The 14,039-nt window shown below is 54.2% G+C and carries 9 protein-coding genes; 2 read left to right on the top strand and 7 right to left on the bottom strand.

Going from position 1 to position 14,039, the window contains the following annotated elements:
• Positions 1 to 25: 25 nt before the first annotated feature.
• The 6 genes from J2S20_RS09165 to J2S20_RS09190 form a co-directional block, all read right to left on the bottom strand.
• Entirely contained in the window at positions 26 to 643 is a 618-nt protein-coding gene (locus tag J2S20_RS09165; protein ID WP_106611399.1) for a TetR/AcrR family transcriptional regulator, read from the bottom strand.
• A 32-nt stretch (positions 644 to 675) separates the two neighbouring features.
• Positions 676 to 2,613: a CapA family protein gene (locus tag J2S20_RS09170; RefSeq protein ID WP_307255120.1), complete on the bottom strand. Its 1,938-nt coding sequence runs from the start codon at positions 2,611 to 2,613 to the stop codon at positions 676 to 678.
• 1 nt (position 2,614) lies between these two features.
• The gene (locus J2S20_RS09175) at positions 2,615 to 5,008 is read right to left on the bottom strand and encodes a DUF3160 domain-containing protein (protein WP_307255122.1); all 2,394 of its coding nucleotides are present in this window, start codon (positions 5,006 to 5,008) and stop codon (positions 2,615 to 2,617) included.
• A gap of 262 nt (positions 5,009 to 5,270) precedes the next feature.
• Positions 5,271 to 7,706 (bottom strand): trans-4-hydroxy-L-proline dehydratase, encoded by a 2,436-nt coding sequence (hypD, locus tag J2S20_RS09180; protein WP_307255124.1) that lies wholly within the window; start codon positions 7,704 to 7,706, stop codon positions 5,271 to 5,273.
• A gap of 4 nt (positions 7,707 to 7,710) precedes the next feature.
• Positions 7,711 to 8,631 (bottom strand): glycyl-radical enzyme activating protein, encoded by a 921-nt coding sequence (locus J2S20_RS09185; RefSeq protein ID WP_307255126.1) that lies wholly within the window; start codon positions 8,629 to 8,631, stop codon positions 7,711 to 7,713.
• 446 nt (positions 8,632 to 9,077) lie between these two features.
• Complete coding sequence (locus J2S20_RS09190) at positions 9,078 to 10,589, bottom strand: alanine/glycine:cation symporter family protein (RefSeq protein ID WP_307255128.1); 1,512 nt, start codon at positions 10,587 to 10,589, stop codon at positions 9,078 to 9,080.
• Positions 10,590 to 11,134: 545 nt separating this feature from the next.
• Here J2S20_RS09190 and pruA point away from each other — a divergent pair.
• The gene (pruA, locus tag J2S20_RS09195) at positions 11,135 to 12,763 is read left to right on the top strand and encodes an L-glutamate gamma-semialdehyde dehydrogenase (protein ID WP_307255130.1); all 1,629 of its coding nucleotides are present in this window, start codon (positions 11,135 to 11,137) and stop codon (positions 12,761 to 12,763) included.
• Between the two features lie 123 nt (positions 12,764 to 12,886).
• Here pruA and trhA read toward each other — a convergent pair whose 3' ends face one another.
• Positions 12,887 to 13,534, bottom strand: a complete 648-nt coding sequence (trhA, locus tag J2S20_RS09200) for a PAQR family membrane homeostasis protein TrhA (protein ID WP_307255132.1) — start codon at positions 13,532 to 13,534, stop codon at positions 12,887 to 12,889.
• Positions 13,535 to 13,798: 264 nt separating this feature from the next.
• Between trhA and J2S20_RS09205 the strand changes: the two genes are divergently transcribed.
• Positions 13,799 to 14,039: hypothetical protein (locus J2S20_RS09205; RefSeq protein ID WP_307255134.1), on the top strand; the 241-nt coding region annotated here is incomplete at its 3' end.

The raw sequence follows: 14,039 nt of genomic DNA on the forward strand, positions 1-14,039 counted from the left end.
CCGCACTCCTTCTGCGGGAATCACCTCACACGTCGCCCTCCGCCGGACGCTTTTCCCCCGCTTCAGGCACGCGCACATGACCGAAGAGTATAGGCATGAGCCTCCGCGTCTGTTCTCCCAGAGAGTAGCTTCCATCACAAATGCAGTAGTCATAGATGATAGCCCGCTCACAGATGGAGTAGAGATGCGCAACCTCATAGTAGGGCATGCTGGTGATGATCTGGCCGCGCCGCTGCCCTTCGTCAACCAAATGGGTCACCATGCGGTAGTAGAAGCGGTTTTGATTCAGAAGATGCTTGTCCCCCTTCGTGACCACCTGCGAGGAATAGAGGTAGGCAAGCAATCCCAGCGGAATATCCTGCTCTATCATGTCGTGTACACAGTAGCAGAGATAGAGCAGCTTATCATAGCTGTTCATCTCAGGATCCAGTGTCTGCATGACTTCCTCGTACTTTGCATCAAAGATTTCATGCAGAGAGGCAAGCAGTGCATCCTTCCCGCTGAAGTAGTGATAAAAGCTTCCCTTTGAGCTCTCTGAGAGCGCCACAATATCATCAATTGTCGTGGCCTCATAGCCCTTCTCACTGAAGAGCTTCCAGGCCGCCTTTGTGATCTTTGCCTTGGTTATGTTTTTTCTCCCCATTCCCCTCTTCCTTTCCTCTGTGCGTTCGCGGCTCAGAAATGCAGTTCCTGCTTCTCCCGGTATCTCTCAAAGCTCTCCCACAGCTTCTTCAGCGAGAGCGCTTCTCCGCGCCTGCTGATAACATGCTGTGCTGCAAGTTCATCTGTGTAGTCCGAAAGAAAATAAACCTCGGTCTTTCCTTTCCCCCAGTGGCAGATCAGCGGAAGTAGTTCATACTCTGAGACCACTGTTCTCCCCTGCTTCTCCTGCTGCATTTTTGCATCAGTCACATCCAAGGCTGCGGCTGATGCTGCATTTGCTTCCATTTCATCCCAGGTCTTTGTAATCGTAATGCTCGCAGCTCCCCCGAGCACCGTCTCCGGTCTGTCCTGATTTGAGATAAAATTTCCCAGACTGCAAAACACCACTGCGGTATTCCCGGCCTCTGTTCTGACTCTACCATAGGGCTGCAGCACATGCGGATGCGTGCAGAGTATCAGATCTGCTCCTGCATCTGCCAGCTCCCGTATCCAGGCCTTCTGCTCCTCCGTAGGCTCCGGGGCATACTCCTCTCCTATGTGCAGGAAACAGATCGAAAGGTCTGCCTCGCGCTCCGCAACTGCCAGTGCTTCAAGGAGCTTCTGCTTTTCGGAAAGCAGATCAACCCTCCACTCCTCTCCCTCGGGCAGCCGCCTGCCGTTCAGCCCATAACTGTAGTTAAACAGGGCGAGGCAGATCCCATTTTTCCTCAGATACCGGATCTCTCCCGCCTCCTTCTCCGACTCATGGAGACCTAGCACGCAGACCTCTGGATGATTCTTCCAGAATTGCAGTGTGTCCTCTATCCCCTCTGTTCCCTGATCGAGGCTGTGATTATTTGCAGCCGTGACGATCTGAAAGCCTGCCCCGGCGAGTGCGCTTCCGACCTCCACCGGGGAGGCGAAATTGGGGAAATCACTGTAACGGCTCCTGTCCTCTATAAAAATCGTTTCCTGATTGACTGCTGCCAAATCATATTCCTGAATCCGCTCGCGGACATGCGCATAGAGCGGGGAGAAGTCATAGCTGCCTGTCTCCGGGTCAAAGGCATTCCTGTAAATGCCGGCATGAATCAGATTGTCGCCGACCGCGAGCAGAGTCAGTCTGCTGCTCTGCTCTCTGAAACCCGCATGCAGCAGCGGGTTCCGACCGGGCATCTCACCACGCGGTACACCTGCTGCTGCAAGCTCTGTCTCCGTCCTTTCCTCTTCCACGAGCTTCAGCCCAAATCCGCTCCACACAAAGTAGCTCTCTCTCCCATCCGGCTGCTGCACGGACAGTCTTCCGCTCTCATCGAGACTCCAATCCCGGATCGGAATGCTGCTGGCCGACGACATCCACATGGAGCGGAGCGCTCCCTGCTCAAAGCGATAGATAAAGACATGCTGGGAGTAATCCTCATCATTCTTTTCTATCCAGAAGGGCAAGTGATTTCCGAAGCTTCCCCGCTTCCAGACCAAAAGGAGCAGCTCCGGCTGCCCGTCCCCGTCTATATCTCCAAGCTGCATATCCGATACCTTCCAGCTCTTCTCGCTCTCAAAGATACAGCTATCCCCCTCGCCCGAATTCAGGCGGAGGCTGCTGTCAGCATCATATTTCGCCGCCCTCTCCGCTCCGTCCCTGTGCAGATACAGAGAGAAGCGCTGCTGATGGAGTTTTGCCGTCCCCTCCTGTCCTTCCCCCGGTAAAATTCGCAGCTCCTTTTCATGCCACTGTATCCACGGAGGAAGCAGAGCGTCAGTCTCACGCTCCATCAGCAGCTTCTGCACAGCGGCATCCGCCTGCATGATATCCTGTGCCGCAGATCGTTCTGCAGCTTGTGCTGCTTCCCTGCGCGGCACAACAGCAGTACAGCCTGAAAGCAGCCATGCCGGCAGCAGGAGAAGGAGCGCTGCGAACACTCCCGCAGCAGCCCTTCTGCACCCGCGCTGCCGGCTCTCTGCCCGTCTCATCTCACCAGTTCCAGTCACGGGTAAAGCTCTGCGTCCACTCCGGCTGTGAAAGCTGCCCACTGTTTCGGTAGACTCCGGATGCATCCTGCTGCAGTCCCATCATAATACGCCACTCCTCGTCGGTCAGCCGCCTGTCATACGGGAATTCATAGTAGCTGTAGACACTTCCCACCGCAATGCGGAGAGAGCCGTCTATTGGTACCAGCACATAGATGCATGCGCACTCCCCGGTGCCAAGCTCCAGAACTCTGCCATAGCCGGTCGCTACATCGGTGATCAGGGCCGACGGAAAGTTCCGTGTATATAGACCTGTACCCGCTGCTTCCGCTTCTTCCTGATATACTTCTCTCCAGAAATGCTCGATCTGGCCCCCGTAGGTTCGGATCAGCTCATATTCCGCATCCGTCCGGGGTGTATCCGCAAGCTCCTTTTCCGAGATTGTCCGGAGCTGCCCGATCAGCTGTTTCAACAGGTTCAGATTGTTTTTATCACTCTCGCCGAGAATCCCATAGCGCTCCAGTCCGCTCTCCGTCGCCTCTGACAGCGTGTAAAGGCGGCCCCAGAGCTCCGGCTCCGGCTCCACATAGCCCCGGTCATCCAGGAGCGGCGGATCATCGCTTCCCATTTCCACCATCACCTGCTTTGCGTACAGCACAGTATCGTGCTTCAGCTCCGTATAGCTTCCGAGAAAGCTCTGAAGATTCTTCCTGTTCCACTCCTCGCTCTGCATGAAGAGCGGGTAGCCACCATTCTTGTTCTCCAGCAGCGGACGCAGCGTATACAGCCAGCGGCTGTACAAACTTGCGTTCCAGAAGTCATCCCCTGCCGCAGCGAGATCCCTGCGCAGCCGTTCCATATGTTCCGTGTATCCGGGGAAGCGGTCTTCCCCTGCTGCTCTCAGAATATTCAGTGCCGCATCTGAGCCAAAGGCCGCCGGAACATCAAGCCCGGAGGGCAGATCTCTCTTCTCTCCGTTTATCTCCTGCACCTCGTTATACATCAGCTTCTGAAGGATCACCTCATCTGCGGAAAAGCGCTGTCCCATAAAGCGGAAGCCACGTATCTCATTCTCCCGCGCCTCTCCGGTATTTCTATCATGCAGAGTGCGGTTGATAAGGGTGTGAACATTCTCCTGCGCCTCTCCGGTATTTCTCTCATCTGTAAATACGGAATTAATCTTTGGCGGCTCTGCCATCTTTGTCAGCTCGTGGAACTTGCTCCAGCCCTGCTCATTTCCGATCAGCTGAGTGAGCTCGGCCTGCTCTCCATATGCAGCTTCAATCAGCGGTTCGTACTCATAATATCCGTTGTCATCGCTGCTTCCGGCGAAGAAGCTCGTCACGGTATAAAGGCTCTCCCAGCCGGAAAGCCCGTTCTCTCTCAGGGCAAGCGTCATAAGAAGCGCGGCGCGGTCAAGCACTTCCTTGCTCTGCGCGAAGTTCAGCCTTCCATACCACATCATCGCCCGGAAATATTTCTCCAGCTGCACATCGCCCGCATAGTATCCGCGCGGCATATACTGGGAGAAATCTTCGGGGTCTCCCGTGAGGGAGGGATATATCCCGTCTGCTTCCCGCACATGATTGAGCTGTTCCTCCACCTGTTCCCGCAGCTCCGCCGGAATGTCTCCTCCCGCTTCCATCAGCTCAGAAGCTACGCCGAAGAAAAGGGTGTTCAGCTTTGCAGCTGCCTCCCACTCTGTGCCTCGCAGCGTCTCAAGCTGTGCGCCGCTCCTCTCCAGCATGTCAGCAGAAAGCCGGGTCAGTTCCGGTGCAAGGTATTCCCGCTCTGTGTTCTTCATGAGCCGCATGAAATACAGATGATAGGTATGCATCATGGAATCCACAGTGACAAAATTCGGAATATATCTGTAGCGATTCCACTCATAGACCTCAAAAAATTCGTCATAGCTGGAAGGCGCCACCAGAAAATAATTCTGTCCAAGCAGCTCACGCTGCCCTTCACTCATTTGCAGACCACTGTGGTTTGCATTTATGACGTTCGAAAAATCCGGATTCAGAGAAACTTCCGGTACAGCCGGCCGATTCTCGCTATGCAGCAGTGTAATGCCGTCAAACAGTGTCGGTCGGCAGAGCGCCATCACCTCTGCAGCAGCCGGCTTTGCCTCTCCTGTAAACCGGCCCCCCTTCTGCTTTTCGGCCTCCTTCTGCCTCTGCTCCTCCCGGCCTGCCACCCTCTCCTCAGAGCGCATCAGCTTCCACATGGAGAAAGCGCCGCCTCCCACAAAGCCCAGCGCCAGAGAGAGCAGCAGAAACAACAGCAGCTTCATAAAAAAGGGCATTCCCCCTCTGCTGCCGCCTCCCCCAGGCGGTCTCTGAACCGTCTCCGGCGCATGCTCCGGTCTGCCTTCCATATCTCGCTTTGGACGATACATAGCTGGTCTCCTCTCGCATAATAATATATTGCATCAGCTTACTAATACGAGTGTATCATCGCCTCGCGCCGGTGTAAATCCTCTGTGCAGCGGATTGATTCGGAATGAAGCGGGTGTACCATTAAAAGGGCAGCGGGCGGATGGTTTCCCATCGGCCCGCTGCCCTTTTGTCATAAGAAAGAATGCGCAGCGACCCTTCTTCCGTGCTTCCAGTGCAGATCGCGATGCACCGCCTTCACGGCCTCAGTGCCCCACTCCGGCATCAGCCGAAGTCCTGCTCCGTTCTCTCGATGATCTCGTTCTGGAGCTTCTCATCCAGATTGTTAAAGTAATCGCTGTAGCCCGCGACACGGACGATAAGGTCCTTGTACTCCTCCGGATTCTTCTGTGCCTCGATCAGGGTCTCGCGGCTGATGACATTGAACTGCACATGATGTCCCCACATCTCAAAGTAGGAGCGCACCAGCGCCGCCAGATTGTCGATGCCCTTCTGCCCCGCCAGCGCCGCCGGTGTGAACTTCTGGTTCAGAAGGCAGCCGCCGGTGTGGCGCTGATCCATCTTCGCGCAGGAGGTCACGACAGAGGTCGGCCCGTTGGTGTCGCCGCCCTTGGTCGGGGAGATACCGTCCGCCAGCGGCTTGTGCGCGTGGCGTCCGCCCGCATCTGCAATCATCACATCACCGAAGTACACATGGCAGGTGGTCGGCAGCATATCAACGTAGTAGGTTCCGCCGTTCACGGTCGGTCTTCCGCTGATGTAATCCTTGTACTCGTTGAAGGCCTCGATCATCACCTGATCCGCGTACTCATCGTCATTTCCGTACTTCGGCGTCCTGTTGCAGACATAGTTGTAGATCTCCGGGTGTCCCTCGTAGTCATCGCCCATCGCCTTCACAAGCTCCGGAAGGCTGAAGCGCTTCTTGTCGAAGACATTGTACTTGATGGAGACCAGCGCATCCGTGACATCGCTGATGCCGACGCCCTGGATGAAGCGCGTGCTGTATCTCGGGCCGCCTGCGTTGTAGTCCTTGCCCTTTGCGATGCAGTCGTCCGTGCAGATAGAGAGGAAGGGAGCCGGCATCATCTCCGCAAAAATGCGCTCTATCACCTGATTCCCGCGAAGCTTCACATCAATGCAGTGCTCCAGCTGCGCCTTAAAGGCCTGCCACACATCGTCGTAGGACTTCATATCCTCCACCGCACCGGTCTTCGGGCCGAGCTGCTGCTTCGAAACCGGATCGTAGCCGTTGTGCAGAGCGAGCTCCAGGCACTTCGGAATATTCAGATATCCTGTGAGGATATAGTCCTCAGTGCCCCATGCACCGGTCTCTGTGCAGCCGGAGCAGCCGGAATTTCTCGCATCAACCAGAGATTTGCCCTCGTTTAAGAGCTCCTCGATCATCTCGTCCGTGTTGTAGAACGCCGGCTGTCCCCAGCCCTGACGCGCGATCTCGCAGGCCCGCTTCAGGAACGCATCCGGAGTCTTCTTGGAGATCTGTACATTGGAGTTCGGCTGATTCTGACGCATATCCTCCATGCAGTCGAGAATCAGGTAGCTGACCTTATTGACGCCGTCCTCTCCGGACTCCTTCACGCCGCCGGTGTTAATATTGGCAAAATCGACATAAGTTCCGGACTCCTTCAGCGTGACGCCCACCTTGACCGGAGCCGGAGAGTTGAAGAGCTTCACCCACAGGCACTCCAGAAGCTCGAGCGCCAACGTATCATCCAGTCTGCCCGCCGCGGTATCCTTCTCATAGAAGGGATTCAAATGCTGATCCAGACGCCCCGGTGTGAACGCATCCCAGGGGTTCAGCTCCAGCGTGACACCGAGATGCGTGAACCAGTACATCTGCAGCGCCTGCCAGTAGGTCTCCGGCTTGTGCTCCGGAACAACCGCACAGTTCTCTGCAATTGTGAGCAGCTCCTGCTTTCTCACCGGATCCTTGCACTCCGCCGCCTTCTCCAGCGCGAGCTCGCGGTATCTCCTGCCGAGAATGATCACAGCGTCACAGCAGATATCCATGGCCTTCAGCTCCTGAAGCTTGTCATAGGCCTCAGGATCACTGAGGAAATCCAGCTCATCTATGGTCTTTGCAATCTTCTTCTTATAGTCCCCGTAGCCATAGATATAGAAGTTCTTGCCGCCTGCCGTGTGGCCGGGGCCTCTCTGCTCCATGAACTCTGTGAACATACCCGCGCCGTAGTAGCTTCTCCACTCCTCGGTCATGGCATCCATGAGACGATCCCTCGTCGCTCTGCCCTTCCAGTAGGGGATGATGATCTCCTCCTGCTGACGGATCTGCTCCTCTGTAACCGCAAAATTCACGAGCTCACGGTCATTCATGATCTTCATATCCTCGACGGAGTGACAGATGATCTCCGGGAAGGTCGGGGAGCACTGCGGCATCGGCCCCTTCTCTCCGACAATCAGCTCATCGTCACCGAGATAGAGCGTCTTTTTGCTGAAGTACTCCTTCAGCACCATGGCGCGCAGCACCGGCGTGGAGACCTTGCCCTCGTACTGCTTGTAGACCTCAGTCTCGATCAGCGCTCTCTCAAGATCCAGATGCGGCTGGGTCTCATGGCTGATCTTTCTCAGTCTTTTGAGACGGGGTGTGCAGCCGCGATCCTTGTCCTTTGCAAGCTCCTCGGGGGTTGTGATGTTGAACGACAAATCAATTGTATTCTCTGCCATTGCTTTATCCTCCTATCGCTATTCGCTCATAACCTGCCTTTTCAAACAGGTCCTTAAAGTGTTCCATTTCCTCCGATGTCGGCGCCCACATGAGCTCCTCATCATAGCTGCGATCCAGATTTGCGTACTTTCCCTTTCCGAAATCATGGTAGGGCAGAAGGCTGATCTCCTGCACGCGTATCCGGTTCTGCTTCAGAAAATCAATCAGCGCATTCATAAAGCTGTCGTCCGCGTTGACGCCTCCCACCGTGGGTATGCGGATATAAATTCCGGCTCCGTCGTCGCTTAAGCGCTTCAGATTCTCAAGAATCAGCGCATTGTCCACGCCGGTAAAGCGTCTGTGCACCTCCGGATCCATGGCCTTGATATCATAGAGGAAAATGTCGGTGTAGGGCAGCACGCGCTTCAGATTCTCATAGGGACAGCAGCCGCTGGTGTCGATATACACCCGTATGCCCTGCTCATGCAGCCGCCTGCACAGCTCCTCCACATAATCCATGTCCTGGGCCATAACCTCTCCGCCGGAGAGCGTCACGCCGCCGCCGGACTGATCGTAAAAGAGCTTGTCCCGGGCAGCCTTTTTCACCAGCTCATCCATGCTGTAGCTCCCGCCGCAGACCTCACGTGCCGAGGCGAGACATACCTCCTCACAGGCACCGCAGGTCTCACAGGCAGTGCGGTCGAAGCGAAGCTCCGGCCCGGAGGTATCCAGCACATTACAGTGCCTCGGACATGCCGGGACACAGCGCCCGCAGGCCGTACATTTGTCGTGATGAAACACCAGCTCTTTTTTGTACCGCTGACTCTCCGGATTGTGGCACCAGAGACAGCGCAGCGGACATCCCTTAAAAAACACCGTCGTTCGTATCCCATCGCCGTCATGCACTGAGAATTTCTGAATATTAAAGATAATCGGTTCAGCCAAGACCTTCCGCCTCCCTCTTCGGCCAGAGCTGCAGATCTCCTAAACACTCCGCGACAGGACTCCGCCGGAAGCACAAACTAGACTGCGTTCTAGTCTTTAGTTCAATATTACATCACAGCGCATGAAAATACAATCCGACAGGAGTAAATTATTTGTGAATTTTTCTCCTCACTGCTACGCTAAAGTCCCTCTCCCGTACAGCGTCTCCGCGGCGCTATCCGTCTGATCCGATAAGACCTGTGCTCTCAGGTATGCACAGTGCCTCTGCAGCATGTTCTCTGAATATCCTGCCCTGTCGGAACGTGAATCGCGCATCACGCGTAAAAATGCCTCAGCTGCGGAGTATTTCATGTCCATCCTGTGTGAGCGTATACGCACCGGAGCGCCGCCGGACTCCGGCGGCGCTCCCTTTCTCTTATATCAGCCGATGTACCGCAGCGGGAGCATCACTTGGACTCCGCTTCGATATATTTCTTATTGACATCCATCCACATCTCTCTGTCGATGCCCTTCCAGTCAAACTTCCGCGGATCCCAGAACGGATCCTTCTTCGCTGCCATCTGCTCCTCGTAATCCTTGTATGCCGCAAAGCACTTCGGGGACAGGAGCAGAACTACAAGCATATTGACCCAGGTTGTGAAACCGAGCGCCAGATCGGAAAGGTTCCATGCAAGGCTGTTCTCAATATTTCCCCAGATGAAGATCAGGATCGGCATGCCGATTCTGAGCACCCATGTCGCCGTTCTGCGAACCGCCTCCCTGCCATCTCCCTGGAAGAGATAGATCATTCCGGTCTCCGCCTCATAGTAATAGCTGATCAGGCAGGTGAAGGAGAAGAGCGCCAGCATTACCGCAATAAAGAGCGGAGCTGCGGAACCCATAACTGTCGAGACTGCAATCTGCACAAACTTGACACCGCTGTAATTTTCTGCCGCAAGTGTAACCAGCTGCTCGTGGAGTGCCGGGAAGCGCTCGCCGCCGATGAAGCCAAACTGCGTGTTGTAGCAGCCGGTCAGGATCATCATGATACCGGAAGCCGTACATACAATAACCGTGTCGAGCCATACGCCCGCCGCATTTGCCATACCCTGCTTGACCGGATGGCTCGTCTCCGCTGCCGCAGCTGTCGGAGAAGCCTCACCCATGCCGGAGGCAGAGGAGAAAGTTCCGCGCTTGACACCCTGCTGGATTGCAATTCCGAGTCCGCCGCCCATCAGCGCCTGCTTGCTGAATGCGCACTGAAGAATCAGGGAGATCGCCGCCGGAATACGGGTGATGTTCATTACGAGGATGATGATTGTGCAGGCCAGATAGATCACAGTCATGAACGGCACGATAGTCGCCGCAACCTGGCTGATTCTCTTGACGCCGCCGATCACGACCACTGCCATAACCAACGCGATCACTGCCGCAGAGACAACCATCGGAATGTGGAGCGCGTTCTCAAAGCCGTCGCAGATCGTGTAGGTAGCCGCCGCCGGCATGAATGCCCCAGTGCCGATCATGATGACTGCCGCCATAAATGCGCCGTAGGCCTTCCAGCCGAGTCCCCGCTCGGCAGCATAGGTGCCGCCGCCGCGGTACTGACCGTCAATTCTGGTCTTGAAGATAACCGCTTCTGTACACTCTGCAAAGCACACCGCGGAGTTCGTCATGCCCGCGAGCACCATCCAGAACAGTGCGCCGGGACCGCCCTTGTAGAGCGCCACCGCGACGCCGGCCACGTTTCCGGTTCCGATACGCATGGCCATCGTCGTACAGAAGGAGGCAAAGGAAGAGATGCCGCTGTCAGAGTCCTGCTTGTCAATGATTCTGCTCCACATATCCTTGAAATGCCTGAACTGGAAGAAACCCATGCCGATGCTCAGGTAGAGTCCTGAGCCGACGATCAGAACCAGCATTCCAACGCCCCAGATAGGGCCATTTGCCCAGTCAACGAATTTGCTAATAGCTTCCATACATTTCCTCCTTGTAACCCATATCTTGCTTTCTTACGGTATCAGGCTGAAGAGAATCGTATAACGTTGTACTCAGGTTCGAACTTGAGTTCATTATAACAAAGTGTATATTATTGTCAATAATGCAATAAGATTTTATAAAAAAGCGCTAAACTTAGGGTTATGTTTCCCAAACTATATTTCATGCAAATATAATTCATTCACTTCAGTGGCAATATAACTCCTGTTTTCCCATATTTTTTATATTGATTCAACAAAATCAAGCGATATATTGCCTCAGATGAAGCTCTGTCTACATCATTATTTCCTCTTCTCACATTTCCCGATATGTATTCCCAGTTCTATTTTTGCATATTTATTCATATTATATTCACTCCAAACCTCCTCTTTTTACAAAAAATTCCCCCATAAAATATTTTTAATAATTTTATACCATTATGAAATTTACAAATTTTAAAATTGTGATATAGTGTTATTATATTAGCAGCATGAAATTGTTCCATATTTTACTCGCGTAATTTCACCAGTATGAAAGGAGAATCATCATGCCTAACGCTTACTTTACCATTGAAAGGCCCGCAAACGATCCCTTCAAGGGGTACATGCCCGGAAGTCCGGAGCGCGAGGAGCTGAAGAAGGAGCTTCAGCGCCAGTCCTCTCAGATCGTAAAGATCCCGCTGATCATCAACGGCGAGGAGATCTACACAGAGAAGACCATCAAAGTCACCATGCCGCACGATCATAGTCACATCATCGCAGAGTGCTGCATGGCCGGTGAGAAAGAGCTGAAGCTCGCGATCGAGGCAGCGCTCGCCGCCAAGGAGGAGTGGGAAACCATGCCCTGGGAGCACCGCTCCGCAATCTTCTTAAAGGCTGCTGACTGCATCACCGGCTCCTACAGAAAGGTACTGAACGCCTCCACCATGCTGGGACAGTCCAAGACTGCGTTCCAGGCAGAGATCGATATCGCAGAGCTCGCAGACTTCCTGCGCTTCGGCGTCTGGTCTGCTCAGGAGATCTTCAAGCAGCAGCCCGCAAGCTCCGATGGTATCTGGAACCGTCAGGACTACCGTCCGCTGGAGGGCTTTATCTGCGCCATCTCTCCCTTTAACTTTACCTCCATCGGCGGCAACCTTCCGACTTCTCCCGCCATCGTAGGAAATGTGGCACTCTGGAAGCCGTCCCGCACCGCGGTGCTCTCCAACTACTACTATATGAAGCTGCTCATGCACTGCGGACTGCCGAAGGGCGTCATCAACTTCATCCCGAGCTCCGGAAGCGATGTCTCCAAGTATGTTCTGAGCGATCCGCACCTCGCAGGCTTCCACTTCACCGGCTCCACCGGCGTGTTCCAGGGCGTATGGAAGCAGGTCGGCGAGAATATCGCGAATTACCACTGCTACCCGAGACTGGTCGGCGAGACCGGAGGCAAGGACTACATTTTTGCACACAACACAGCTGATATTGATCCGCTCTGCGCAGCGATCGTCCGCGGCTCCTTCGAGTATCAGGGACAGAAGTGCTCCGCCTGCTCCCGCGTCTTTGTTCCGAAGAGCATATGGCCGGAGGTCGAGAAGAAGGTGAAGGAGCAGGTGGCTTCCCTGAAGGTCGGCGACGTACAGGAATTTGACACCTTCATGGGCGCGGTGATTGACAAGGCTTCCTTTGAGACCTGCAAGGGCTTCATCGACCGCGCGAAGGCTTCCCCCGACTGCGAGATCATCGCAGGCGGCAGCTACGACGACAGCAAGGGCTGGTTTGTTCAGCCGACCGTGATCCGCTGCAGCTCTCCGCTCTACGAGTCCATGGTACAGGAGATCTTTGGACCTATCGTCTCCGTCTATGTGTACGACGACGACAAGCTCGATGAGACCATGCATATCTGCGACACCGCATCGCCCTACGCTCTGACCGGCGCCATCTTCGCCCAGGATCGCCAGGTGATCGTAAAGATGGAGAAGGCGCTCCGGAACTCCTCCGGAAACTTCTACATCAACGACAAGTGCACCGGCGCTGTGGTAGGCCAGCAGCCCTTCGGCGGCGCAAGAGCCTCCGGCACAAACGATAAGGCCGGAACCATGCTGAATATCCTCCGCTGGGTCAGCGCCCACGCGGTGAAGGAGGCATTCTCTCCCTCTCCGGCAGTCGTCTACCCCTACATGAGCGAGAAGTAATCACAGCAATGGCAGAGTAAGAAAAAGCACAGCCGCTGCGTCCATCTTGGACGCAGCGGCTGTGCTTTTTCCCGCAAAGACTGTTTCAGTGGTGAATTCATTTCAGAATCATAGAGAACATGCTCAGGCAAGCAACAGCATCATCCCGTAGTGGCAGGCAGAGCCCGCCATCACGAATACGTGAAAGAGCTCATGATTTCCAAAATAGCGAAAACGCCCGCCGAGCAGCGGCAGCTTCAGAGCATAGATGATGCCTCCTATCGTATAGATGATTCCTCCGGAGAGCAGCAGTATGAATTCCGCTGTGGTCAGCACCCGCACAAGCTCTGTGAGAGAAAAGGCGCACACCCAGCCCAGTGCGATATAGATTACAGAGGACACCCAGCGAGGACAGCCGATCCACAAAAGATTCATGAGCATGCCGAGCAGGGAAATGCCGCAGACCGCGAGCAGCATGAGCCAGCCGGTGCGATTTCCCAGCGCCACAAGGCACACCGGCGTGTAGCTTCCGGCAATCATAACAAAAATCATCATGTGATCCAGCTTCTTCAGCACGCGGTTCACCCGCGGGGATATATCAAAGAAATGGTAGGCGGAGCTCGCCCCGTAGAGAAGTATAAAGCTCACGGAAAAAATGAGGAAGACCTCCAGCTTTCCACGGCCCGGATGCTGCGCCACGCGGTATAAAAGCGGCGCCAGCCCCGTGATTGACAGCAGCATTGCAATAAAATGTGTCAGGAAGCTCCCCGGATCCTTGATTTTAAAATTCACAGCTACCTCCCGTCTCTGCGCTGTGTCCGGAGGCAGGGCACAACAGTCTGATATATTTGCCTCAGCTCAATCATATTCTATTTTATTTTCTAAATCAAGCAGTATTTAATACTAGTTTTAAAAAGGCAGAGCTTTTTACCCACTCTCACTTTGGACAGATCACAAAGTCACAGGTGTGACACGTGTACCATTTCTCCTGTTTTAAGACTCCTTTTTCCGGTTTCTGTGATCCGTTTTCAGGAAACAAAAAACCCCGGAAACCGCATGTTTACTGAGGAAACAGCGTATTTCCGAGGTTTTATAAAAGCGGAGAGCATGGGATTCGAACCCCTTAAAATGCACGTAAAATTAAGGGTTGAAAGCATTCGTGTGACTTTTCGTGTGACAGATATGTTTTTTAGCTCCCCCACATTTGTGGGAAAAGTATTACGGAAAGAAGCAGAATTAAGAGGGCAGGACATCCCGCCCTCTCTTTTTCCATCAAGACACTATTTCAAACTCTTCT

The sequence above is a fragment of the Moryella indoligenes genome, from assembly GCF_030812885.1.
Lineage (GTDB): Bacteria > Bacillota > Clostridia > Lachnospirales > Lachnospiraceae > Moryella > Moryella indoligenes.

Coding starts and splice junctions, on each gene's coding strand:
- J2S20_RS09165 (WP_106611399.1), bottom strand. CDS start 643: ATGGGGAGAAAAAACATAACCAAGGCAAAGATCACAAAGGCGGCCTGG.
- J2S20_RS09170 (WP_307255120.1), bottom strand. CDS start 2,613: ATGAGACGGGCAGAGAGCCGGCAGCGCGGGTGCAGAAGGGCTGCTGCG.
- J2S20_RS09175 (WP_307255122.1), bottom strand. CDS start 5,008: ATGTATCGTCCAAAGCGAGATATGGAAGGCAGACCGGAGCATGCGCCG.
- hypD (WP_307255124.1), bottom strand. CDS start 7,706: ATGGCAGAGAATACAATTGATTTGTCGTTCAACATCACAACCCCCGAG.
- J2S20_RS09190 (WP_307255128.1), bottom strand. CDS start 10,589: ATGGAAGCTATTAGCAAATTCGTTGACTGGGCAAATGGCCCTATCTGG.
- pruA (WP_307255130.1), top strand. CDS start 11,135: ATGCCTAACGCTTACTTTACCATTGAAAGGCCCGCAAACGATCCCTTC.